The sequence below is a fragment of the Enterobacter quasiroggenkampii genome (genome assembly GCF_043972695.1).
In the GTDB taxonomy this organism is placed as follows: Bacteria; Pseudomonadota; Gammaproteobacteria; order Enterobacterales; family Enterobacteriaceae; genus Enterobacter; species Enterobacter quasiroggenkampii.
This window is the reverse complement of sequence record NZ_CP143745.1, coordinates 497,842-519,812: the sequence shown is the minus strand read 5'-3', so window position 1 is coordinate 519,812 and position 21,971 is coordinate 497,842. Positions and strand designations below refer to the sequence as shown.

The following is a 21,971-nucleotide window of genomic DNA, read 5'->3' as shown; positions in this document are numbered from 1 at the left end:
TTTCAGGCGTAGAACATCCTCCACACCATTAAATGTGGGTAGGTAAACAGGTTGAAATTACAAAATAGAAACGAGAATTTTATGAATGCTGGTACCTAACTTCCTCTCAAGTCGTATTTTATGGACGTAAATTTTTTTAACATCAATACCGTCTGTTTTTATAATCTCCTGAAGGCACGCTCCTGACAAAAATCTGTTAAGCAACGTGAATTCAACAGCATTTAAGATACTGCCGCGTCTGCTATTCACTCGTCTCCCGGTGAATAGATGGCTAATTTTTTCTTTTAATATAATGTCACTGTCATCCGAATAAATAACTCCCTTTATTTCACTGCGGTGAGTGAGAAAATAATTGGCCAATGCTTCCAGCTTGCGGTCTGAGATAATCACAATGTTCATGTTAGTTCTCGCCAGACGTTCAATCCATTGCGGATCGGCAAGTGCGCGCAGGTTGTACATCGAAAAGTCTACAAATATAAATCCGCGTAATAAGTGATTCTTGTTTCCTCGCACTATTTTATTTTCTACTGCAATCTGCAGGAAATGGTTATCACCTGGCCAAACTGCGAACGAGGCGTTTCCACAATATTGTGAACGTACTGCGTTATCTGGATATAACTGACAGGACAATTCACAGCTTATACAGCGGACAACCTTATGCGACGATGGTATCATCCAGTCCACTCCTGTCTTATTTTCACCGTCAATATTTCACTGCCATGCAAATGTGTCAATCTTGAAACATATCCAGTGGCCCTCTCTTGTTTATGAAAAATAGTGATAAAGAATATAAATTCCTGGTGATGTCTATTCTGTCAAGCCATAGCCATCGCGAAAGGACATACGTAGGTCGACGTATTCCAGGAATATTCATCAGTCCCTTAAGATTATTCGACAAAAAAAATCCCAGGGGAAGATTCACGAAATAGCACTAAAAGCTAAAGATTCGTTTCTTTACTCTGCCGCAACGACCGTCTTTTCTCTTGTTGTGGCTCAATATAATTATTTGGTCTGGCGAAGTGTAATGAAATCTCATTATGTCGTTTTAGATGAGAAAAACCTAAGAAAAACACCTCTTAACCTATTGAAAATAAATGTGTTATTTTTAATCTTAGTTGGAATGGTATCGCGTCCTGATCCTTCTGACCTATACTCTTGTTAAATATACGTATATCTTTTTGGTGTGTATGGTTAAGTATTGTTATTGCTGAGGAAAGGAAAATTGTATCTCATTAACAAATTGGTCGAGTATGATCCAGAAAACAAAACCCTGGTAAATCATATTTCCGGGCGCTCGATACAATTGCAGCTTCCTGCCAACCTCTGTTTTCTCTATCTCGTCACCCATCCCGGAGAAATAATTTCGCAAAATCAATTAATGATAGTGGGATGGGGTGAGCGCAATGACGTCACCACACCGAATACCTTTTATCAGGCTATTTTGACATTACGCAACGCCCTGGCTGAGGTGGGGTTACCGCGCGATACGGTAAAAACGATTTCGCGTCGTGGGCTTATGCTTTCCGAAGCCACCCAGGTTGAACGATTTATCCCAGGCGCTGAGCCGATAATAGCCAATAAAGACGCAGTCGTTGCCGATAGCACCGCGGTGAAGAGTCCGGCCTGGCTGATAATAACGACCGCAACGCTTTTGCTGATCGCGCTTATCAACGGGGGGATATTATACAAACAGCACCAGAACATGCCGTTTAGTCACTACATTCCACTTTCTACGGGCAGCAGTGCCTGCCAGCTTTTTTATGCGCCTAACGAACCTATGCAGGACCATTACTTGCGCTTGTTAAACAATAACCCTGGCCTGTGTGCCGAAAAGCGATATGTTTTTCTCATCGGCTACAGTAAAACGGAGCGAATCGCGGCGTTTGCCTGTAATAAGGATCCGCGTCGCGACGCGGCAGCGTTTTGTACCACCCATTATTTTTGGGCACACGAGCAATGATGACTCTTCGAAACCGTATTATTTTACTGGCGGCGATTTTGGTGGCGGCTATTACCAGCGGCTGGCTAGCTTACTCGAATTTGTCGAGTACGCCGATACGCTGCACGGGAAATGTGGAATGGACGATTGGTAAAAACCGATTTGTGGGTACGGTTTCCTGGCGAATGCAGCATCGGGAGGGCGCGACCATCATTAACGGTAAATTATTTGGTCAGACGGTGTCTGAAGTTAACCGGACCATCTATTTTCACTACAGTTACCATCAGAATGCGCGCGTGTTAAATAACGATCGTATTGTTAAAACCTTCGCCGATAATGCGGATGAGGCTGATATCAACGCAACGCTACCGGGCTTTTACCGTACGCCGGGTCGGGACCTGAGCCTGATGATTGATGAGTACCGGGGGGCCTGGCTTTTTGCCGCGTCAAACGTCCCTTCACTTTACTGTCGTAAAAACGCGCCGTAAAAATCGATCGCACACCTTAGAGCGCACGCATAGTCAAATCTCTTTATTCCCGCTACAGTTACTTCTCCACGGCGAGCAGGAGATAAACATGCTTTATATCTTTGATTTAGGAAACGTCATCGTCGATATCGATTTTAATCGCGTGTTGGGTGCATGGAGCGACTTTAGCCGCGTGCCGCTGGCAACGTTAAAGCAAAATTTCGCGATGGGTGAGACCTTCCATCAGCATGAACGCGGCGAGATCAGCGATGAAGAATTCGCTGAGCGTTTCTGTCAGGAGATGGATCTACCGTTAAGCTACGAGCAGTTTTCACACGGCTGGCAGGCCGTATTTGTCGCCATCCGGCCTGAGGTGATCGACATCATGCATAAGCTTCGCGAGCAGGGACATCGGGTCGTTGTGCTGTCAAACACCAACCGTCTGCACACCACGTTCTGGCCTGAGGAGTACCCTGAAGTTAAGGCGGCGGCGGATAAGATCTATCTCTCGCAGGAGATGGGGATGCGTAAACCTGAAGCGCGAATTTATCAGGCTGTTCTGCAGGCAGAGGGATTCACCGCGGCCGATGCGGTCTTTTTCGATGACAACGCCGATAATATAGAGGGAGCTAACCAGTTGGGTATTACGTCAATTCTGGTGACCGGAAAAGAGACGATACCTGACTACTTTGCGAAGCAGCTATGCTAAAAACCGTTCATCAAAAAGCCACGCACCATACTCGCCCGCTGCGGGCCTGGCTGAAACTGCTCTGGCACCGGATTGATGAGGACAATATGACCACGCTGGCGGGTAACCTCGCCTACGTGTCATTGCTCTCGTTAGTGCCGCTGGTGGCGGTCATCTTTGCCCTGTTCTCCGCCTTTCCGATGTTTGCGGACGTCAGCGTGCAGCTTCGTCATTTTGTCTTCGCGAATTTCATTCCGGCAACCGGGGATGTTATCCAGAACTACATTGAGCAGTTTGTTGCCAATTCCAGCAAGATGACGGCAGTGGGGGCGTGCGGTCTTATCGTCACCGCGCTGCTGTTGATGTATGCCATCGATAACGCGCTAAACACGATCTGGCGGAGTAAAAAAGCGCGGCCAAAGGTCTATTCCTTTGCCGTGTACTGGATGATCCTCACGCTGGGGCCGCTGCTGGCCGGGGCGAGCCTTGCAATCAGTTCTTATCTGCTCTCCCTGCGCTGGGCGAGTGATTTAAACGGCGCTATTGATAATGTGCTTCGCATCTTTCCGTTGATCCTGTCGTGGCTCTCGTTCTGGCTGCTCTATAGCGTCGTGCCGACCACGCGCGTGCCTAACCGAGATGCGGTCGTGGGGGCGCTGGTGGCGGCATTGCTCTTTGAGCTCGGTAAGAAAGGGTTTGCCCTCTACATCACCATGTTTCCGTCCTATCAGCTGATTTACGGCGTGCTGGCGGTGATCCCCATTTTGTTTGTCTGGGTCTACTGGACCTGGTGTATCGTCTTGCTTGGTGCTGAAATAACTGTCACTCTCGGTGTATACCGCGAACTTAAAAAAGCAGCAGCAGCTGAAAAACAACAAGAAGCAGACCAACCATGATTGCATTGATACAGCGCGTAACCCGTGCCAGCGTCACCGTGGAGGGAGAGGTGACGGGTGAAATTGGCCCAGGACTTTTGGTGTTGTTAGGTGTCGAAAAGGATGATGACGAACAAAAAGCCAACCGCTTGTGTGAGCGCGTGCTGGGCTACCGTATTTTCAGCGATGCGGAAGGCAAAATGAACCTGAACGTCCAGCAGGCAGGCGGCAGCGTGCTGGTGGTTTCCCAGTTTACGCTGGCAGCGGATACCGAGCGCGGTATGCGCCCGAGTTTCTCCAAAGGGGCCGCGCCGGATCGTGCAGAAGCACTTTACGAGTACTTTGTTGAGCGTTGTCGCCAGCAGGAAATGAATACGCAAACCGGACGATTCGCTGCAGATATGCAGGTATCGCTGGTGAACGATGGCCCCGTCACATTCTGGCTCCAGGTATGAGCATACTTACGGCATGGCCGCGGGTAACAAGAGAGAGTACAGCTATGTATCACCTTCGAGTACCGCAAACGGAAGAAGAGTTAGACGCTTATTACCAGTTCCGCTGGGAAATGCTGCGCAAGCCACTGCATCAGCCAAAAGGCTCTGAACGCGACGCCTGGGACGCGATGGCCCACCATCAGATGGTGATGGACGAAGAGGGCAACCTCGTGGCCGTCGGGCGTTTGTATATCAACGCCGATAACGAAGCGTCTATTCGCTTTATGGCGGTTCATCCCTCCGTGCAGGACAAAGGTCTGGGAACGCTAATGGCGATGACCCTGGAATCCGTCGCCCGTCAGGAAGGCGTTAAGCGTGTCACCTGTAGCGCCCGCGAAGATGCCGTTGAGTTCTTCGCTAAACTCGGCTTTGTGAATCAGGGGGAGATCACGACCCCGCAAACCACGCCGATTCGTCATTTTTTGATGATCAAACCCATCGCCACCCTGGACGATATTCTGCATCGCGCCGACTGGTGCGGACAGCTCCAGCAGGCCTGGTATCAGCACATCCCGCTCAGTGAAAAAATGGGCGTGCGCATTCAGCAGTACACCGGACAAAAATTTATTACCACCATGCCGGAAACCGGCAATCAGAACCCGCACCACACGCTGTTTGCCGGCAGCCTGTTCTCACTGGCCACGCTCACCGGCTGGGGACTGATCTGGCTGATGCTGCGCGAGCGCCATCTGGGTGGCACCATCATTCTTGCTGATGCTCATATCCGCTATAGCGCACCAATCAGCGGCAAGCCGAGTGCGGTGGCCGATCTGGGGTCGCTGGGCGGCGATCTGGACCGTCTGGCTCGTGGCCGCAAGGCTCGCGTACAAATGCAGGTTGAACTGTTTGGCGATAAAACACCGGGCGCGGTGTTTGAAGGCACCTATATCGTTCTTCCGGCGAAGCCTTTTGGCGCGTATGAAGAGGGTGGGAACGAGGAGGAGTAATCTCCTGTTCACGCTTCCCGGGCGTGCTGAATCCGCCCGGCGACATCCCGCATAACGTCTCGCGCTGACTGGCTAACGCCGCCAAGCTGAAAGAAGCCATGGATGACGCCCAGCCAGCGCTGAGCGGTACACTTCACACCCTGCTCCGTCAGATGCTGGAACAACATTTCGCCCTCATCGCAGAGCGGATCGTACTCTGCGGTAATAATGTGCACAGGCGGAAGACCGTAAAAATCATCGCGCCACAGCGGACTTGCTTCGGGGTGCTGGCGGTCGGTGTCAGCGAGGTACATTTCATACCCACTGAGCAGGGTATCGCGGGTGATGATGTAATCCGTGCCATTGAGGGCATAGCTTTCAAAACTGGCCGTGGCGTCGAGCATGGGGTAGATGAGAATGAGCTGCGCAGGTTGCCACAGCCCTTTAACCTTAAGCCGCAGCGCCGTTACCAGCGCAAGATGTCCCCCTGCGCTGTCTCCGCAAAGGGTGATCCGGTTTTTATCCACGCCCAGTTTGTCCGCATAGTGCCAGACCAGATCTGCACCTCTTTCCGCATCGTCATGTGCGGCGGGGAAAGTATGCTCCGGCGCCAGTCTGTACTGAATCGCAATCACCCGGCAGTTGCCGTAGCAGGCTAACTGACGGAGTTGGTTGTCATGGGTATCAAAGCCGCCGCTGATAAAGCATCCGCCGTGGTAGTAGATGGCAGCAGGCAATAGTTCAGGTGCATTGAGAGGTGAAAATACCCGAATGGTAAGACCCTCAAGAACAAGCGTCTCCACCTGAACGCGCGTTTCGGTCTCCCCGGCAAGCCCTGTGCTGGCAATATAGCCTGCTCGTCGCACCTCAATGCTCTGGCGACGTGACGAGGGCCGACCTGCAGCGATAAACCCCTGAACCAGCTGTGCAATACCTTGTTCCAGCGCCATGAAAATTCCCTTTTACTGTATGTATGAACAGTTTTATAGCCTGGTTTGATTCAAAAGAAAACAAGAATAGTGTTGAGGGCAACAATCTGGAAAGCGCCTCGCAAATGGAAGGATAACTATTGCCAGGGACTTTAACCCTACTGAGAGAAAGCGTATGTTGCCTTGAAAATAGACAATGGTGATATACTGAGGTGATATATGAGTTTACTGGCGGAGCTTAGCATGGGCAGAATTCTGATCGATTTGTCGGATGACGTTATTCAACGTCTCGATAACCTCAAACAGTTGCGTAACCAACCTCGTGCCGAATTACTGCGTGAAGCAATTGAGCAGTATCTCGATCAGCAAAGCTCGTCCGTTATCCGTGATGCGCTTGGTCTTTGGGGGAACCAGCAAGAAGATGGTTTAGAGTATGAGCGCAAGCTGCGTGAGGAGTGGTAGTGATGGAACACATGGCGGTTTTTGATACCAATATCCTGATCGACCTTTTCAACAATCGCGTCGAGGCAGCAAATACGATCGAAAACACAGCATCGCACCGGTCAATCAGTCTAATCACATGGATGGAAGTCATGGTAGGGGCGCGCAAACATGGCCACGAAGCGAAAACCGCGGCGGTAATGGGCGCATTTGAGGTTATCGATGTAACCCGAGAGATCGCAGAAAGAAGCGTCGTGCTCCGTGAGAAGCATGGCATGAAACTGCCGGATGCCATTATTTTAGCGACTGCCCAAAGCAGAAATTGCCCGTTAATCACCCGGAATACCAAAGACTTTCAGGGGATTGCCGGGGTGGTTTTACCTTATCAATTGTAGGCCGGGCAAGCACGCGCCGCCCGGCACTGTCACAGGGAATTACTCCCCTTCACCCGGGAACAGGAACGGGTTGATCGAGCTACGGGCAAAGCCCTCCTGCTCCATCTTCGCGTCCAGAATCAGCGAGGCGAGATCGTCGGCCACCGCTTCGACTTTCGGGTCTTTTTCCTGATACAGAATCTTCAGGTAAGTGCCGCAGTCGCCGCAGCTTTCGGCTTTCACCGCCGCGTCTTCATTTTCCAGCGACCAGTAGTTCAGATCGCGGGTCTGTTCGCAGTTGCTGCACTTGATGCGCACCACGTGCCACTCGGTTTCACACAGGTTGCAGTGCAGGTAGCGCAGCCCCTGAGTGGTGCCGATTTGCACCATGCTGGAGACCGGCATAGAGCCGCAGACCGGGCAGAACTGGCGCGCCTCGCCGTATTCGGCGCGCGCTTTACCCGGGATCAGGCTCGCCATTTGCGCCCAGTAAAGCGACAGCGCAGCCCAGATAAACGGCGCTTTATCGCTACTGACCAGCGAGAAGTCAGAGGCAAACAGCGCGCTCGCCATCTCTTCCAGCTCTTGTTCGGACGCTTTTTCCAGATTTTCAATGACCGCCAGCGCGGTACCGCTCATCTCCGGCTTCAGCTCGGCAATGAGCGAATGCAGCAGCTTTTGCCAGTGCTTGTCGCGCGGCAGGACGTGAATGTCCAGCGGTGGCTTGCCCTGCGTGTTGGCTTCTTTGATGCGCGCGGTCAGATCCATTTGCAGCGGGTGATCGTACAGCACCACTTCCTGCGCGTGGGCGACCAGCGCGGCAAAACGCAGAAAATCGCCCAGCGGGTTGTTCTCTGCCAGCTCGCGCAGACGCTCTGCGCGGCGGTTATAGAGGTTCTTGAGTCTGGGGAATAACAACGGCGGAATATAATCCGCCGTGCGTTTCTCGCTCGACCCCAGCTCATCTTGCGGGATTATGCGAATACTCATTCAGATGACTTTTCCTGTTTCTGGCGGACTTCACGGTACCAGCGCGGGTGATGCTTCTTCGCCCACGTACTGGTTACCCATCCTTCCACCATCGCGGTAATGGTGCCTTTCACCCAAAGGGCGGCGTAGATATGCACCATGATAACCACAATTAACGCCACTGCGGCAAATGAATGCAGCATCAGCGCGAATCGGATCACCGGGATTGAGAAAGCAGGCGCAAAGTACGGACGCCAGATGATCACGCCGCTCACCAGCAACAGGACCAGGAAGATAATCGCCGCCCAGAATACGCATTTCTGGCCGAAGTTATAACGCCCGGTGTCACCCACTTCCTCGTTGACGACGATCTTACGAATATTCTTCGCCCAAAAGATATCATCCCGATTGATTAGGTTATGGTGCCAGTAGCGGAAAAACATAATGATGAACGACGCGAACATGATGACGCCCACAAACGGGTGCAGGATGCGCGCCAGCTGTGGTGTCCCCATGATCTGCATCAGCCAGTTGAAGGACGGGAAGAAGAACCCCAGCCCGCTTATCGCCGCCAGCATGAAGCAGAAGGCGGTGACCCAGTGGTTGATGCGTTCCGGCGCGGTGTAGCGCACGATGGTGTCACGTTTTCTCATTTGCGCACCTCGTCTTTCTCTTCATGCAGGTTGTCGTCTTCCTCTTCCGCGCGGTTCGGACCGACGCCGACGTAGTGGAAGATGCTCGCTGCGAAGGTGGCAGCAAAGCCCACCGCTGCCAGCGGTTTCCAGATGCCTTTCCAGAACTTCACGGTGGCGCTGATTTCCGGGTTCTCCGGCAGGCCGTGATACAGATTCGGCTTGTCGGCGTGGTGCAGCACGTACATCACGTGCGTACCGCCAACCCCGGCCGGATCGTACAGGCCCGCGTTGTCGTAACCACGGGTTTTCAGCTCGCCCACGCGTTCTGCCGCCAGCGTTTTCATATCCTCTTTGGAGCCAAAGTGAATTGCGCCGGTTGGGCAGGTCTTCACGCATGCAGGCTCCTGGCCGACGGTAACGCGGTCCACGCACAGGGTGCATTTGTAGACGCGGTTGTCTTCCGGGTTCAGGCGCGGTACGTCGAACGGACAGCCCGCGATGCAGTAGCCGCAGCCGATGCACTGTTCGGACTGGAAGTCGACGATGCCGTTGGCATACTGAATGATAGCCCCTTCTGACGGACATGCCTTCAGGCAGCCAGGATCCGCACAGTGCATACAGCCGTCTTTGCGGATAAGCCATTCCAGTTTGTCGTTCTGCTCCACTTCCGAGAAACGCATCACCGTCCAGGACTTGGCGGTCAGGTCTGCCGGGTTGTCGTACACCCCGACGTTGTGACCCACTTCGTCACGCAGGTCGTTCCACTCAGAGCAGGCCACCTGACAAGCTTTACAGCCGATACAGGTCGTCACGTCGATAAGCTTCGCCACTTCCTGCTGGTGGTCCCGCGCCTGAGGCGCGGGCGTGAAACCGTTAGTCGCGGAACGACGGATAATGTCTTGAGATTGATAAGCCATAAGTCGTCTCCGTTACACCTTTTCCACGTTCACGAGGAAGGCCTTAAACTCCGGCGTCTGCGTGTTCGCATCACCGACGAACGGCGTCAGGGTGTTCGCAATGAACCCTTTCTTCGCCACGCCCTCATAACCCCAGTGAATCGGAATACCGATGGTATCCACCTGCTGACCGTGAACGTTCAGCGTGCGAATACGCTTGGTCACCACCGCCTTGGCCTTAATGTAGCCGCGGTTAGAGGAGACCTTCACGGTATCGCCATGGGCAATGCCGAGCTTGTTCGCCAGCTTCTCGCCGATCTCCACAAACTGTTCCGGCTGCGCGATGGCGTTAAGCAGCGCGTGCTTGGTCCAGTAGTGGAAGTGCTCGGTCAGACGGTAGGTGGTACCCACGTACGGGAACTTGTCTTTTTTACCCAGCGCTTCAAAGTCGCCCTTGAAGATACGGGCAGCCGGGTTAGAGACCACGTTCGGGTGCAGCGGGTTGGTGCCCAGCGGCGTCTCAAACGGCTCGTAATGTTCCGGGAACGGACCTTCCGCCATCTTATCGATAGCGAACAGACGCCCCATCCCTTCAGGCTGCATGATAAACGGCCCAACGTCGCTGCCCGGTGCGGCAGTGCTGTAGTCCGGAATATCCACGCCGCCCCATTTCGCGCCGTCCCACTTCAGCAGCTGACGCTTCGGATCCCACGGGTTGCCCTGCGGGTCAGCGGACGCACGGTTATAGAGAATGCGGCGGTTGAGCGGCCACGCCCATGCCCAGCCCAGCGTATTGCCAAGGCCTGACGGGTCGGCGTTATCGCGGTTGGCCATCTGGTTGCCTTTCGGCGTCCAGCTACCGGCAAAGATCCAGCAGCCGCTGGAGGTGGTGCCGTCATCGCGCAGGTGGGCGAAGGTACTGAGCTGATCGCCTTTCTTCGCCAGCACGGTGCCGGTGGCCGGGTCGATAACGTCCGCCAGCGCCTTACCGTTGCTCTCCATCGCCACTTCTTCTGGCGCAGGGTTTTCCGGCGTCGAGTAGTTCCAGGTCATGTTCAGGACCGGTTCCGGGTTCGCGCCGCCTTCTGCCGCGTACATCTTACGCAGGCGCAAGAAGATACCGGCCAGGATCTCGCCGTCGTTCATGGCGATGCCCGGGGCGTCAGCGCCTTTCCAGTGCCACTGCAGCCAGCGTCCGGAGTTGACGATAGACCCGTTCTCTTCCGCAAAGCAGGTCGAAGGCAGACGGAACACTTCGGTCTGAATCTTCGACGGATCGACGTCGTTCGATTCGCCGTGGTTCTGCCAGAAGGTCGAGGTCTCGGTATTGAGCGGGTCAATTGTCACCAGGAACTTCAGTTTCGACAGCGACTCAACAACCTTGTTCTTGTTCGGGAACGAGGCAACCGGGTTAAAGCCCTGGCAAAGATAGCCGTTCACTTTGCCCTGGTGCATCATCTCGAAATACTGCAGAACGTCGTAACCTTTGTCCCACTTCGGCAGCCAGTCAAAGCCCCAGCTGTTTTCCGCCGTCGCTTTATCCCCGAAGAACGCTTTCATCATCGAGACGAAGAACTTCGGATAGTTGCCCCAGTAGTTCACCTGGCCTTCAAGCAGCGGTTTAGGCGTGCTGGCCGTCAGGTAGGTTTGCAGGTCGGTCTGTTTCTCGCTTGGCAGGTTCATATAGCCCGGCAGGCTCTGAGACAGCAGGCCGAGGTCGGTCAGACCCTGAATGTTGGAGTGACCGCGCAGGGCGTTCACGCCGCCGCCTGCCATTCCCATGTTGCCGAGCAGGAGCTGAACCATCGCCATGGTGCGGATGTTCTGCGCGCCGATGGAGTGTTGCGTCCAGCCGAGGGCATACAGGAACGACGCGGTTTTGTCTTTCGCGCTGGTTTCGGCGATCAGCTCGCACACCTTCAGGAAGTCCGCCTTCGGTGTACCACAGATGTTTTCGACAACGTCCGGCGTGTAGCGGGAGACGTGCTCTTTCAGCAGGTTCCACACGCAGCGCGGGTGTTGCAGAGTGGTGTCGCGCTTCGCAAAGCCTTTTTCATCCAGCTCGTAGTTCCAGCTGGTTTTGTCGTACTTGCGTTTTTCAGCGTCGTAACCGCTGAACAGACCATCTTCGAAGTGGTAATCCTCACGCACGATCAGGCTGGCGTTGGTATAGGCTTCGGTGTATTCGCGGTTGTATTTTTCGTTGGTCATCAGGTACAGCAGTACGCCTGACAGGAAAGTGATGTCAGTACCTGAACGAATAGGGGTGTAGAAATCCGCCACTGACGCAGTACGCGTAAAGCGGGGATCGATCACAATCAGTTTCGCACCGTTGTGGATTTTGGCTTCCATCGCCCAGCGGAACCCGACCGGGTGCGCTTCAGCGGCGTTACCGCCCATCACCACAATGAGGTTGGCGTTCTTGATGTCGACCCAGTGGTTGGTCATCGCACCGCGACCAAATGTTGGAGCAAGACTTGCTACCGTTGGTCCGTGTCAGACACGCGCCTGGTTGTCGACCGCGAGCATACCGAGTGCACGCGTAAATTTCTGGGTTAAATAACCGGTTTCGTTGCTGGAAGCAGAGGCACACAGCATCCCGGTGGAGAGCCAGCGGTTGACCGTGACGCCGTCGGCGTTCTTCTCAACAAAGTTGGCATCGCGGTCTTCTTTAATCAGTTTAGCGATGCGGTCAAACGCCTCTTCCCAGCTGATTTGCTGCCATTTGTCGGAACCCGGCGCGCGATATTCAGGGAATTTCAGGCGGCTTTCGGAGTGGATAAAGTCCACCAAACCGGCCCCTTTCGGGCACAATGCGCCGCGGTTAACCGGGTGATCCGGGTCGCCTTCGATATGGAAAATAGACGCTTTGGCGTTTTTAGCACCGTCGCCGAGGCTATACATCAACAGCCCGCAACCGACAGAGCAGTACGTACAGGTATTACGGGTTTCACGGGTGCGCAGCAGTTTATACTGCCGCGTTTCCGCCAGCGCTACGCCGGGCGCAAAGCCCAGTGCCGCTGCCGTGGTGCCTGCCATACCGCCAGCGCAGATCTTAAAGAACTGCCTTCTGCTGACCTGCATGGGTCACTCCTTGTTTCGACATTGCTTACATATGTAGTTTTGACTTCGCGGTTGAAGAATGACCGCAAAGGAGAAAAATTTGCGTTAATCCCTCAATTCCACGAGGGATATCATCAGAATACCACATTGTCGGTACCGCTGTTCTAATGGCGTTAATACAAAGTGAACGTATTATCACCATGTTGATTATAAAGTGTGATATCGATCACATTAACAGCTCTGCATGTTAAAGCGATGTAGCCGGTGGCAGGTTGCACCCCTGCTAAATGAGTAGGAGAATGGTTGTCGAAAAGTTGATCCATACTATGCGTACAGCCTGTGGTTTATGCTGCAATAGCACGCTCGCTTCCGTGGTTGTTCAGGAATACCGCTGTGTCTAAACAAAACCGTGATCCCCACTCGTCACCCCTGCCTGCCGGCATTGTGGAACTGTCGGTACACCGACCGCCCCGCATAACCCATGCCACGCCCGATTTTCTGGCGGAAGAAGTGCCCGTTGCGCTCGTTTACAACGGCATCTCGCATGTGGTGATGATGGCATCTCCGAAAGATCTTGAGCTGTTCGCCATCGGTTTTTCCCTCTCGGAAGGCATCATCGAGCATCCGCAAGAGATCTACGGCATGGACGTGGTCCAGGCCTGCAACGGTCTTGAAGTGCAAATCGAACTCTCCAGCCGCCGCTTTATGGGGCTTAAGGAGCGTCGTCGCGCGCTGGCCGGGCGTACCGGCTGCGGCGTGTGCGGCGTTGAGCAGCTTAATGATATTGGCAAGCCCGTTGCGCCACTGCCGTTTACTCAGACCTTTAATCTGGCGCACCTCGACCCCGCCCTTGAGCATCTCAACGACGTACAGCCCATCGGCCAGCTGAGCGGCTGCACGCACGCGGCGGCGTGGGTATTGCCGTCGGGAGAAATTGCCGGTGGGCATGAAGACGTGGGTCGCCACGTGGCGCTGGATAAGCTGCTCGGTCGTCGTGCGCGTGAAAGTCAGGTCTGGCAGCAGGGCGCGGCGCTCGTTTCCAGCCGGGCCAGCTACGAGATGGTGCAAAAGTCCGCCATGTGCGGTGTGGAAATTTTGTTTGCGGTGTCGGCGGCGACCACGCTGGCGGTAGAGGTAGCGGAGCGCTGTAACCTGACGCTGGTGGGCTTCTGCAAGCCGGGAAGGGCGACGATTTATACCCATCCTCAGCGATTAATAGTTGATCAGTAATTTTGAATGATATTAGCAAATCCTTCCGCTTTTAGTTGTTCGCGATGAGGTCTAGTATTTATCTCATCAAGGCACGGTGCCTTACCTAAACAACTTAATGAAAGGGTTTAAATCATGAAAAGCATCAAAACTTTTGTCGCTGTAATCGCTCTGGCTGCTTCTTTCGGTTCTTTCGCTGCGCAGACTGTGACCGCAACCGCCTCTACCATTGATGGTGCAGAAGCGAAAATCGCGGCTCAGGCTCAGGAAGCGGGCGCGTCATCGTACAAAATTACCCAGGCATTCTCCGGTAACCGCGTACACATGACTGCTGAACTGAATAAATAAGCGAGTCACACCGTCGAAAGAGCGCCCCCGGGGCGCTTTTTTAGTTTATGCCCGCCACGCGCAGCAATGCCGTCACCACCGCCGCGGCCACAATGACCACGATTAACGGCATTTTCCGCCAGGCCAAAAACACCGCAAACGCCACGCCCAGCACGCGCGCCATGCCTGCGAAGTGTTCTCCCTCATAAAAGGTGGTCGCCAGCGCGACGGAGAACAGCAATACCGTTGCCGCATCTGACAGCAGCGCCTGAGAACGCTCCGACAACGCCAGCCGGTTGCCGAGTTTGGCGCCGCCAAGGCGCATTAAATAGGTTCCGGCAGAAAGAATGGCGATGCCGAGAATAAAGACCGTCATGTTTTCCATTATTTTTTCCTCGCGGCAAGACCAAGTAAAGAGAGCAGTACCGGTAATCCCACCGGGGCAAACGGCACGGCGGCCAGCGATAACACGGCGCCGCTGCAGGCGCGGATCAGCGTGGTACGGTTTTTAAATGCGGGAACCACTAATGCCAGCAGAATGGCCGGAAATACCGCATCCAGCCCGATGGTTTCCGGGTCGGGCAACAGTTTGCCCACCATGGCACCCAGCAGCGCGCCCAGCGGCCAGATGATGGCAACGCCTAAGCCGCATAGCCAGTAGGCGGCTTTACGCTGTTCGGCGGTTTTTTGCGACAGGCCAAACACCACGCTTTCATCGTTCATGATGTGGCAGCCCAGCAGGCTCAGACCGCGCTTGCCCACCAGCTCACGCACCGTCACGCCAAACGGCACATGCCGCGCGTTGACCAGCAAACCTGCCGCCGCAGCTGCCAGCGGATTGCCGCCGCTCGCCACGATGCCGATAAACATAAATTCAGACGCGCCCGCCAGCACGGTAATAGAGAGCACAAACGGCACCCAGACCGGGAAACCGTAGGCCATCGCCAGCGAGCCGTAGGACATTCCGACCACGCCCACCGCGAGGCAGACCAGAATGATTGCTTTTATGGTGTCGCCTTTCAGACAAGAGAGATGATGCTTCATACAATTTTAGCCATATCGAACGTGTATCCATTATAATGAACGCAACGAAACTGATTTTCAAGACGAACGAATTGTTCGTTTTATAGAACGCGAGGCCGTTATATGACGCAGCCGATCAGCCTGATCGCCAAAAGTCTGGTGCGAGAACGCCTGCGAACCGGGCTTTCACTGGCGGAAATTGCTCGCCGTGCCGGGATCGCAAAATCCACGCTTTCCCAGCTGGAGTCCGGCAACGGTAACCCTAGCCTGGAAACGCTGTGGTCGCTCTGCGTGGCGCTGGATATTCCTTTCGCCCGTTTGCTTGAGCCACAGTTGCCGACCACGCAGGTGATCCGCCGTGGTGAAGGGACAAAAGTGGTGGCTGGACAGGCTAACTATGAAGCCATTTTACTGGCGGCATGCCCCCCAGGCGCGCGCCGCGATGTCTATCTTCTGATGACCCAACCGGGAGCAGACCGTATTTCACAGCCGCATCCACCTGGCTCGGTTGAACATATTATTGTGACGCAGGGGCGGGCGCTGGTCGGTCTGCTCGACGCGGCGGAAGAGCTCGGCGCAGGGGATTACATTTGTTATCCCGCCGACCAGCCGCATATCTTCAAGGCCCTGGAGCCAGACACTTACGCGCTGCTGGTGGCGGAACAAAACTAACAGAGATACGGAAACTCATGTCGCTTAAAGCCATTGCCAAAGAACTGGGGCTGTCAGTCACCACCGTCAGCCGCGCCCTCAACGGATATGACGACGTCTCCGCCGAGACGCGCGCACGCGTGGAAGCAGAGGCCCAGCGCCGTGGTTACCGACCGAACACCTTCGCTCGCCGCCTGAAGATGGGCAAAATTGACGCCGTTGGGCTGGTGTTCCCGGTCCATCCTGTTCCGCTCAATAACAGCGTATTTATGGACATGGTCGGCGAAATTAGCCACGAACTGGCGCGACATGAAATCGATTTGTTGCTGATTGCCGATGACGATCTGGCCGATAAACACAGCTACATGCGCATGGTGCAAAGCCGCCGCGTGGATGCGCTGATCGTGGCACACACGCTGGATCACGATCCCCGTCTTGAGCAGCTGCAGGCGGCCGGTTTTCCATTCCTGGCGCTCGGGCGCAGCCATCTCCCGCAGCCGTACGCGTGGTTTGATTTCGACAACTACGCCGGTACGCATCAGGCTACCCGCTGGCTGATCGAGAAAGGCCATCAGCGTATCGCGCTACTTGGCGAAAGCAACAATCAGGCGTTTATCACCCAGCGCCGTCAGGGCTATCTGGACGCGTTGCGGGAAGCCGGGCTTTCCAGCGAATGGCTGCGCGCTATGCCGCCTTCGCGCCGCGTTGGGTATGCCACCACGAAAGAACTGCTTGCCCTGCCGCAGCCGCCCACGGCCATCATCACCGACTGCAACACCCACGGCGACGGCGCGGCGATGGCGCTGGCGCAGATGGGGCGTTTATCCGGCGACAACGCCGTCTCACTGGTGGTCTATGACGGACTACCCCAGGACAGCATTGTCGATATTGACGTGGCGTCGGTGATCCAGTCTACCCGCCAGGGCGTCGGGAAACAGATTGCCGATATGGTGCGCCAGCTGATTAACGGCGACGATATTGAACAGCTTCAGGTGCTCTGGCAGCCAGAATTCTCTCCGGGCCAGACGGCTTAAATAGCGCAAAATTTTAAAGCCGATCACAGAACCGAAACGTTTTGGTTTGTATCCGAAACGTTTCGGATCAACACTCAGATCATCCCGATGACAGGAGATGTCTGATGCAAGATTCCGTTTTACGTCTCGAAACCACGACGGTAGACGTGGTGATTAAAACCCATCCGTTCGCCGAAATTCTCTACTGGGGGCCTCACCTTCGGCACTTTTCGCCGCAAGATGTTGCTCTGCTCGCGCGTCCTGTTGCCAACGGCAGGCTTGACGTCGACTCCCCGGTCACGCTGATGGCCGAGCTGGGGCACGGCCTGTTTGGCTCGCCGGGCATTGAGGGGCATCGCCAGGGGCTGGACGGTTCCCCGGTGTTCAAAACCACCCAGGTGCAGCAGGGGGTAAATACCCTGACGATAACCGCCGAAGATGAGCATGCGGGACTGCGCCTGACCAGCGAGCTGGCGCTGGATGCCAGCGGCGTGCTGGTGGTTCGTCACGGTTTAACGAATCTGAAAGCGATCCCCTGGCAGGTGGACCGTTTCGCCGTCACGCTGCCGGTGGCCGAGCGCGCGCAGGAAGTGATGGCCTTCCACGGACGCTGGATCCGTGAATTCCAGCCGCACCGCGTAAAGCTTGAACACGACAGCTTCGTGATTGAAAACCGCCGGGGTAAAACCTCCCACGAGCACTTCCCGGCGCTGATTGCCGGTACGCCGTCGTTCAGCGAAATGCAGGGTGACGTCTGGGGCGTGCATCTGGGCTGGAGCGGTAATCACCGCCTGCGCGCGGAAGCGAAAACCGATGGTCGTCGCTACCTGCAGGCCGAAGCGCTCTACCTGCCGGGTGAAATGGCGGTTGAGGAGGGCGATACGCTCTGGACGCCGCGCCTGTATGCCAGCTACTCCACGCAGGGCCTGAACGGCATGAGCCAGCCGTTCCATCGCTACCTGCGCAACAACGTCATCCGCTTCCCGGAAAACAAACCGCGCCCGGTGCACCTCAATACCTGGGAAGGGATCTACTTCAACCACGATCCGGACTACATCATGCGCATGGCCGACGAGGCTGCCGCGCTGGGCGTGGAGCGCTTCATCATTGATGATGGCTGGTTCAAAGGCCGTAATGACGACCATGCCGCGCTGGGCGACTGGTATCTGGATGAGAAGAAATACCCGAACGGCCTGACGCCGGTGATCGACCACGTCAAGCGGCTCGGCATGGAGTTTGGCATCTGGGTAGAGCCGGAGATGATCAATCCGGATTCCGATTTGTACCGCGCGCATCCTGACTGGGTACTGGCGCTGCCGGGCTATCCCCAGGCGACCGGACGACACCAGCTGGTGCTCAATCTCAACATCCCGGAGGCCTTTGATTACCTGGTGGAGCGCATGAGCTGGCTGCTGGGCGAGCATGCGGTCGACTACGTGAAGTGGGACATGAACCGCGAACTGGTGCAGCCGGGACACAACGGTAAAGCCGCTGCCGACGCGCAGACCCGCCAGTTTTACCGCCTGCTGGACGTGCTGGGCGAGCGCTTCCCGCACATTGAGTTTGAATCGTGCTCCTCCGGCGGTGGGCGCATTGATTATGCGGTACTGACCCGCAGCCACCGCTTCTGGGCGTCTGACAACAACGACGCGCTGGAGCGCAGCACCATCCAGCGCGGCATGAGCTACTTCTTCCCGCCGGAGGTGATGGGCGCGCATATCGGTCATCATAAATGCCACGCCACCTTCCGCCAGCATAGCATCCAGTTTCGCGGCTTGACGGCCCTGTTTGGCCATATGGGGCTGGAGCTGGATCCGCTCACCGTGGACGCACAGGAGCGCGAAGGCTATCGCCATTACGCCGCGCTGCACAAGCAGTGGCGAGAGGTGATCCACCATGGTACCCAGTGGCGTATTGATATGCCGGATGCCACCACGCTGGCGCAGGGGATTGTGAGCGAAGATAAGGCGCAGGGGCTGTTTATGGTCAGCCAGCTCGCGATGCCGGATTACAGCCTGATGATGCCGCTGCGCATGGCGGGGCTGGAGGCTAGCGCGCGGTACCGCGTCATGCTGCTCGATCACCCGAATATTCAGATTACGGGCGAGGGAGGGCACACCATGCGCAAGCTGCCAGCGTGGATGGAAACGCCGCAAACGGTGAGCGGCGAGTGGCTGATGCAGGCGGGCATTGCGCTGCCGATTCTGGATCCGGAAACCGCCGTTCTGATTGGCGTTGAACGCGTGTAAAGGTGACGGGCCGGGCAGCCGGCCCTCCGTTGAGGATAAAAATAATGAACACAACAACCTGTACCCACAAAGACAACCCTAACTTCTGGATCTTCGGGCTGTTCTTCTTTCTCTACTTCTTCATCATGGCCACCTGCTTTCCGTTCCTGCCGATTTGGCTGTCGGACATCATCGGCCTGAATAAAACCCATACCGGGATTGTCTTCTCCTGCATCTCGCTGTCGGCCATCGCGTTCCAGCCGCTACTGGGCGTTATTTCGGACAAGCTGGGGCTGAAAAAACACCTTCTGTGGATCATCGCGGTGCTGCTGGTTCTGTTCGCACCGTTCTTCCTGTACGTCTTCGCGCCGCTGCTGAAAGCCAATATCTGGCTGGGCGCGCTGAGCGGCGGGCTGTATATCGGTTTTGTATTTTCGGCCGGATCGGGGGCGATTGAGGCCTACATCGAACGCGTGAGCCGCAACAGCTTCTTTGAATACGGCAAGGCGCGGATGTTTGGCTGTCTCGGCTGGGGCTTGTGCGCCTCCACGGGCGGCATCCTGTTCGGCATCGATCCATCGTATGTTTTCTGGATGGGATCGGGAGCGGCATTGCTGCTGATGCTGCTGCTGGTGGTCGCGAAGCCGAAGCCCAACCAGACGGCGCAGGTCATGAATGCCCTGGGCGCGAACCAGCCGCAAATCACCGCAAAAACCGTGTTCAACCTGTTCCGCCAGCGCAGAATGTGGATGTTTATCCTCTACGTGATTGGCGTGGCCTGCGTGTATGACGTTTTCGATCAGCAGTTTGCCACCTTCTTTAAAACCTTCTTCGCCACGCCGCAGGAGGGGACCCGCGCCTTTGGTTTCGCAACGACTGCCGGGGAGATTTGTAATGCCATCATTATGTTCTGTTCGCCGTGGATCATTAACCGCATCGGCGCGAAGAACACGCTGCTGATCGCCGGGGTGATTATGGCGACACGCATTATCGGCTCGTCGTTCGCCACCACTGCCGTGGAGGTGATTGCCCTCAAGATGCTGCACGCGCTGGAAGTCCCGTTCCTGCTGGTGGGCGCCTTCAAGTACATCACCGGGGTGTTTGATACCCGACTGTCGGCGACTATCTATCTGATCGGCTTCCAGTTTGCCAAACAGTCGGCGGCGATTATTCTCTCCGCTTTTGCCGGGAATATGTATGACCGGATCGGCTTCCAGGAGACGTATCTGATGCTGGGCTGTTTCGTGCTGGCGATTACGGTGGTGTCGGCGTTTACGCTGAGCAGCAGGCAGGAGATTGCCGCCGCCGCGGGGGCGGCAGCGCTAACACATCAGTCCAGGTAAAAGACCTCTTTAAGCTCCGCACTCACCGGGCTGTTATCCGGGTTCGACGGCATGACGTCGCCCATATGTTTCCACCAGCGCTGGCAGACGTCGGTATTCGCTACCGCGCTCCAGCGCTCCTCCGATTCAATCTCCACGGTCGCAAACAGCAGGTTACGTGCTTTGTCGAGATAAATGGCGTAGTGGTGAGCGCCGTGGTCTTTCAGCACCGCTTCAAGCTCGGGCCAAATTGGATTGTGGCGACGCGCGTACTCCTCGTGCGCGTCCGGGTTCACCTGCATCACAAACGCTTTGCGGATCATAATGCCTCCAGATAGAGCTCGCGGACTTCATCGCGGCTGGCGGTGCGCGGATTGCATGGCGCACACGGATCCGCGAGGGCTTTATCCAGCCAGCCTTCGATATCGGCTTGAGTGACGCCGAGCTGGCTGAAGCCCGCAGGAATGCCGACGCGAGCGCTGAGGTCGCGAATTGCCTGAATGGCGGACATGCTGGCGGCTTCATCACTCATGCCGCGGGTATCGACGCCCATCGCCTGCGCCACGCGGGCGAAGCGGGTGATTGCGTTCGGGCGGTTAAAGCTTTCGACGATCGGCAGCAGAATGGCGTTGCACACGCCGTGCGGCAGGTTATGCGTCGCGCCCGGCTGGTGCGCCAGGGCGTGTACCAGACCCAGACCCGCACTGTTAAACGCCATACCCGCCAGATACTGGCCAAACGCCATCTGCTCGCGCGCCTCAAGGTTATGACCGTTATCAACCGCTTCCGGCAGCCAGAGGCCGATCAGGCGAATCGCCTCCAGAGCGTTGGCATCGGTCAGCGGGTGCGCGCCAACGGACACATAGGCTTCAATGGCGTGGGTTAATGCGTCCATACCGGTTGCGGCGGTCACGGAGGCCGGAATATCCAGCATGACGCTGGCATCGTCCACGGCGATATCCGGGATGATGTTCGGGTCGATGATCACCTCTTTCACCTGACGCGCGGAGTCGATGATCACCGCATTACTGGTCATCTCCGCCGCCGTCCCTGCGGTGGTGTTGATCGCTACCAGCGGCACCCCCGCATTTTTCACCTTGCCGACGCCGGAATAATCGGTTGACGGGCCGGGGTTAGCGGTGAGGATTTTAATCGCCTTGGCGGTATCAATCGGGCTGCCGCCGCCAAAGGCAATGACGTAATCACACTCTGCGTCCCGGTAAGCCGAAAATCCTTTTTGCACCAGCGCTTCTGTTGGGTTCGGGAACACCTCATCGAACAGGTGATACGACATCTGATGGGCGTCCAGCGCGGTAAACAGGCTGTCGAGCAGACCCAGCTTCACCAGTTGGCCGTCGGTGACAATCAGCGCTTTTCCCCACTGCTTGTTCGCTACCAGATTGACCATATCGCCGATTGCGCCCGCGCCGTGAAGGCTGATTTTTGGAAGCGCCAACATAAAGCTCATGATAATTCTCCTTAACGATCAATGTTTGTCCTGC

Annotated in this window: 24 protein-coding genes; 14 read left to right on the top strand and 10 right to left on the bottom strand. The window is 55.7% G+C overall.

Annotation, left to right across the window (positions count from 1 at the left end; genetic code table 11):
* Window positions 1-57: 57 nt before the first annotated feature.
* Complete coding sequence (locus V1572_RS02555) at window positions 58-675, bottom strand: hypothetical protein (protein WP_063622908.1); 618 nt, start codon at window positions 673-675, stop codon at window positions 58-60.
* Between the two features lie 547 nt (window positions 676-1,222).
* Here V1572_RS02555 and V1572_RS02550 point away from each other — a divergent pair.
* The 6 genes from V1572_RS02550 (at window position 1,223) to fabY (ending at window position 5,410) form a co-directional block, all read left to right on the top strand.
* Window positions 1,223-1,960 carry a winged helix-turn-helix domain-containing protein gene (locus V1572_RS02550; protein WP_045909087.1) on the top strand — a complete coding sequence of 246 codons (738 nt, stop codon included), beginning with the start codon at window positions 1,223-1,225 and terminating at the stop codon, window positions 1,958-1,960.
* Window positions 1,957-2,427, top strand: a complete 471-nt coding sequence (locus V1572_RS02545; protein WP_048226823.1) for a hypothetical protein — start codon at window positions 1,957-1,959, stop codon at window positions 2,425-2,427. The genes V1572_RS02550 and V1572_RS02545 overlap by 4 nt, the downstream gene beginning before the upstream one ends.
* An 88-nt stretch (window positions 2,428-2,515) precedes the next feature.
* Window positions 2,516-3,115, top strand: a complete 600-nt coding sequence (gene yihX, locus V1572_RS02540; protein WP_045909089.1) for a glucose-1-phosphatase — start codon at window positions 2,516-2,518, stop codon at window positions 3,113-3,115.
* Entirely contained in the window at window positions 3,109-3,990 is an 882-nt protein-coding gene (locus tag V1572_RS02535) for a virulence factor BrkB family protein (protein ID WP_045909090.1), read from the top strand. The genes yihX and V1572_RS02535 overlap by 7 nt, the downstream gene beginning before the upstream one ends.
* Complete coding sequence (dtd, locus tag V1572_RS02530; RefSeq protein ID WP_008501836.1) at window positions 3,987-4,424, top strand: D-aminoacyl-tRNA deacylase; 438 nt, start codon at window positions 3,987-3,989, stop codon at window positions 4,422-4,424. The genes V1572_RS02535 and dtd overlap by 4 nt, the downstream gene beginning before the upstream one ends.
* Before the next feature lie 44 nt (window positions 4,425-4,468).
* Window positions 4,469-5,410, top strand: coding sequence for a fatty acid biosynthesis protein FabY (gene fabY / locus V1572_RS02525; protein WP_023309755.1), 942 nt, complete (start codon window positions 4,469-4,471; stop codon window positions 5,408-5,410).
* A gap of 8 nt (window positions 5,411-5,418) precedes the next feature.
* On the opposite strand, the gene V1572_RS02520 is transcribed toward fabY, so the two are convergent.
* Window positions 5,419-6,339 (bottom strand): alpha/beta hydrolase, encoded by a 921-nt coding sequence (locus V1572_RS02520; RefSeq protein WP_223539710.1) that lies wholly within the window; start codon window positions 6,337-6,339, stop codon window positions 5,419-5,421.
* 198 nt (window positions 6,340-6,537) lie between these two features.
* Here V1572_RS02520 and V1572_RS02515 point away from each other — a divergent pair, with 198 nt between their 5' ends.
* Window positions 6,538-6,780, top strand: a complete 243-nt coding sequence (locus V1572_RS02515; RefSeq protein WP_048226827.1) for a ribbon-helix-helix protein, CopG family — start codon at window positions 6,538-6,540, stop codon at window positions 6,778-6,780.
* Between the two features lie 2 nt (window positions 6,781-6,782).
* Window positions 6,783-7,154 carry a type II toxin-antitoxin system VapC family toxin gene (locus V1572_RS02510; protein ID WP_080347348.1) on the top strand — a complete coding sequence of 124 codons (372 nt, stop codon included), beginning with the start codon at window positions 6,783-6,785 and terminating at the stop codon, window positions 7,152-7,154.
* Window positions 7,155-7,193: 39 nt separating this feature from the next.
* Here V1572_RS02510 and fdhE read toward each other — a convergent pair whose 3' ends face one another.
* Genes fdhE through fdnG form a run of 4 tightly spaced genes read right to left on the bottom strand, consistent with a single transcriptional unit; the run spans window position 7,194 to window position 12,717 of the window.
* The gene (fdhE, locus tag V1572_RS02505; RefSeq protein ID WP_111967919.1) at window positions 7,194-8,123 is read right to left on the bottom strand and encodes a formate dehydrogenase accessory protein FdhE; all 930 of its coding nucleotides are present in this window, start codon (window positions 8,121-8,123) and stop codon (window positions 7,194-7,196) included.
* Window positions 8,120-8,755 carry a formate dehydrogenase cytochrome b556 subunit gene (fdoI, locus tag V1572_RS02500; RefSeq protein WP_008501832.1) on the bottom strand — a complete coding sequence of 212 codons (636 nt, stop codon included), beginning with the start codon at window positions 8,753-8,755 and terminating at the stop codon, window positions 8,120-8,122. Before fdoI ends, fdhE begins: the two co-directional genes overlap by 4 nt.
* A complete protein-coding gene (fdxH, locus tag V1572_RS02495) occupies window positions 8,752-9,654 on the bottom strand; it encodes a formate dehydrogenase subunit beta (protein ID WP_008501831.1) in 903 nt (300 codons plus the stop codon). Before fdxH ends, fdoI begins: the two co-directional genes overlap by 4 nt.
* A gap of 12 nt (window positions 9,655-9,666) precedes the next feature.
* Complete coding sequence (gene fdnG / locus V1572_RS02490; protein ID WP_090393126.1) at window positions 9,667-12,717, bottom strand: formate dehydrogenase-N subunit alpha; 3,051 nt, start codon at window positions 12,715-12,717, stop codon at window positions 9,667-9,669.
* 372 nt (window positions 12,718-13,089) lie between these two features.
* Here fdnG and fdhD point away from each other — a divergent pair, with 372 nt between their 5' ends.
* Complete coding sequence (gene fdhD / locus V1572_RS02485; RefSeq protein ID WP_196347424.1) at window positions 13,090-13,926, top strand: formate dehydrogenase accessory sulfurtransferase FdhD; 837 nt, start codon at window positions 13,090-13,092, stop codon at window positions 13,924-13,926.
* 114 nt (window positions 13,927-14,040) lie between these two features.
* Window positions 14,041-14,253, top strand: coding sequence for a DUF1471 domain-containing protein (locus tag V1572_RS02480; protein ID WP_021242795.1), 213 nt, complete (start codon window positions 14,041-14,043; stop codon window positions 14,251-14,253).
* Between the two features lie 40 nt (window positions 14,254-14,293).
* On the opposite strand, the gene V1572_RS02475 is transcribed toward V1572_RS02480, so the two are convergent.
* Window positions 14,294-14,617, bottom strand: coding sequence for an AzlD domain-containing protein (locus tag V1572_RS02475; protein WP_008501826.1), 324 nt, complete (start codon window positions 14,615-14,617; stop codon window positions 14,294-14,296).
* Window positions 14,617-15,276, bottom strand: a complete 660-nt coding sequence (locus V1572_RS02470) for an AzlC family ABC transporter permease (protein WP_045909098.1) — start codon at window positions 15,274-15,276, stop codon at window positions 14,617-14,619. The genes V1572_RS02475 and V1572_RS02470 overlap by 1 nt, the downstream gene beginning before the upstream one ends.
* Before the next feature lie 102 nt (window positions 15,277-15,378).
* On the opposite strand from V1572_RS02470, the gene V1572_RS02465 reads away from it, so the two are divergent.
* The 4 genes from V1572_RS02465 to V1572_RS02450 all read left to right on the top strand — a co-directional run bounded on the left by V1572_RS02465 (window position 15,379) and on the right by V1572_RS02450 (window position 20,490).
* Window positions 15,379-15,927 (top strand): helix-turn-helix domain-containing protein, encoded by a 549-nt coding sequence (locus V1572_RS02465; protein WP_023309744.1) that lies wholly within the window; start codon window positions 15,379-15,381, stop codon window positions 15,925-15,927.
* 17 nt (window positions 15,928-15,944) lie between these two features.
* Window positions 15,945-16,940 carry a LacI family DNA-binding transcriptional regulator gene (locus V1572_RS02460; RefSeq protein ID WP_048226829.1) on the top strand — a complete coding sequence of 332 codons (996 nt, stop codon included), beginning with the start codon at window positions 15,945-15,947 and terminating at the stop codon, window positions 16,938-16,940.
* Window positions 16,941-17,044: 104 nt separating this feature from the next.
* Window positions 17,045-19,168: an alpha-galactosidase gene (locus tag V1572_RS02455; protein WP_395299673.1), complete on the top strand. Its 2,124-nt coding sequence runs from the start codon at window positions 17,045-17,047 to the stop codon at window positions 19,166-19,168.
* A 44-nt stretch (window positions 19,169-19,212) separates the two neighbouring features.
* On the top strand, window positions 19,213-20,490 hold the full coding sequence (locus tag V1572_RS02450) for an MFS transporter (protein WP_048226833.1): 1,278 nt from the start codon (window positions 19,213-19,215) through the stop codon (window positions 20,488-20,490).
* Here the strand turns inward: V1572_RS02450 and rhaM are convergent.
* Both rhaM and fucO read right to left on the bottom strand, forming a co-directional pair.
* Window positions 20,478-20,792 carry an L-rhamnose mutarotase gene (rhaM, locus tag V1572_RS02445; protein ID WP_048226835.1) on the bottom strand — a complete coding sequence of 105 codons (315 nt, stop codon included), beginning with the start codon at window positions 20,790-20,792 and terminating at the stop codon, window positions 20,478-20,480. The two genes, V1572_RS02450 and rhaM, sit on opposite strands and share 13 nt — an antisense overlap.
* Window positions 20,789-21,937, bottom strand: coding sequence for a lactaldehyde reductase (fucO, locus tag V1572_RS02440; protein WP_395299672.1), 1,149 nt, complete (start codon window positions 21,935-21,937; stop codon window positions 20,789-20,791). The genes rhaM and fucO overlap by 4 nt, the downstream gene beginning before the upstream one ends.
* Between the last annotated feature and the right edge of the window lie 34 nt (window positions 21,938-21,971).

Excerpts from the sequence above, each read along its gene's own strand:
- rhaM (WP_048226835.1), bottom strand. The coding sequence starts at position 20,792 with ATGATCCGCAAAGCGTTTGTGATGCAGGTGAACCCGGACGCGCACGAG.
- V1572_RS02535 (WP_045909090.1), top strand. The coding sequence starts at position 3,109 with ATGCTAAAAACCGTTCATCAAAAAGCCACGCACCATACTCGCCCGCTG.
- V1572_RS02480 (WP_021242795.1), top strand. The coding sequence starts at position 14,041 with ATGAAAAGCATCAAAACTTTTGTCGCTGTAATCGCTCTGGCTGCTTCT.
- dtd (WP_008501836.1), top strand. The coding sequence starts at position 3,987 with ATGATTGCATTGATACAGCGCGTAACCCGTGCCAGCGTCACCGTGGAG.
- V1572_RS02520 (WP_223539710.1), bottom strand. The coding sequence starts at position 6,339 with ATGGCGCTGGAACAAGGTATTGCACAGCTGGTTCAGGGGTTTATCGCT.
- V1572_RS02555 (WP_063622908.1), bottom strand. The coding sequence starts at position 675 with ATGATACCATCGTCGCATAAGGTTGTCCGCTGTATAAGCTGTGAATTG.
- V1572_RS02465 (WP_023309744.1), top strand. The coding sequence starts at position 15,379 with ATGACGCAGCCGATCAGCCTGATCGCCAAAAGTCTGGTGCGAGAACGC.
- V1572_RS02450 (WP_048226833.1), top strand. The coding sequence starts at position 19,213 with ATGAACACAACAACCTGTACCCACAAAGACAACCCTAACTTCTGGATC.
- yihX (WP_045909089.1), top strand. The coding sequence starts at position 2,516 with ATGCTTTATATCTTTGATTTAGGAAACGTCATCGTCGATATCGATTTT.
- fdoI (WP_008501832.1), bottom strand. The coding sequence starts at position 8,755 with ATGAGAAAACGTGACACCATCGTGCGCTACACCGCGCCGGAACGCATC.
- fucO (WP_395299672.1), bottom strand. The coding sequence starts at position 21,937 with ATGAGCTTTATGTTGGCGCTTCCAAAAATCAGCCTTCACGGCGCGGGC.
- fdxH (WP_008501831.1), bottom strand. The coding sequence starts at position 9,654 with ATGGCTTATCAATCTCAAGACATTATCCGTCGTTCCGCGACTAACGGT.
- fdhE (WP_111967919.1), bottom strand. The coding sequence starts at position 8,123 with ATGAGTATTCGCATAATCCCGCAAGATGAGCTGGGGTCGAGCGAGAAA.
- V1572_RS02545 (WP_048226823.1), top strand. The coding sequence starts at position 1,957 with ATGATGACTCTTCGAAACCGTATTATTTTACTGGCGGCGATTTTGGTG.
- V1572_RS02515 (WP_048226827.1), top strand. The coding sequence starts at position 6,538 with ATGAGTTTACTGGCGGAGCTTAGCATGGGCAGAATTCTGATCGATTTG.
- V1572_RS02475 (WP_008501826.1), bottom strand. The coding sequence starts at position 14,617 with ATGGAAAACATGACGGTCTTTATTCTCGGCATCGCCATTCTTTCTGCC.
- fabY (WP_023309755.1), top strand. The coding sequence starts at position 4,469 with ATGTATCACCTTCGAGTACCGCAAACGGAAGAAGAGTTAGACGCTTAT.
- V1572_RS02455 (WP_395299673.1), top strand. The coding sequence starts at position 17,045 with ATGCAAGATTCCGTTTTACGTCTCGAAACCACGACGGTAGACGTGGTG.
- V1572_RS02470 (WP_045909098.1), bottom strand. The coding sequence starts at position 15,276 with ATGAAGCATCATCTCTCTTGTCTGAAAGGCGACACCATAAAAGCAATC.
- V1572_RS02510 (WP_080347348.1), top strand. The coding sequence starts at position 6,783 with ATGGAACACATGGCGGTTTTTGATACCAATATCCTGATCGACCTTTTC.
- V1572_RS02460 (WP_048226829.1), top strand. The coding sequence starts at position 15,945 with ATGTCGCTTAAAGCCATTGCCAAAGAACTGGGGCTGTCAGTCACCACC.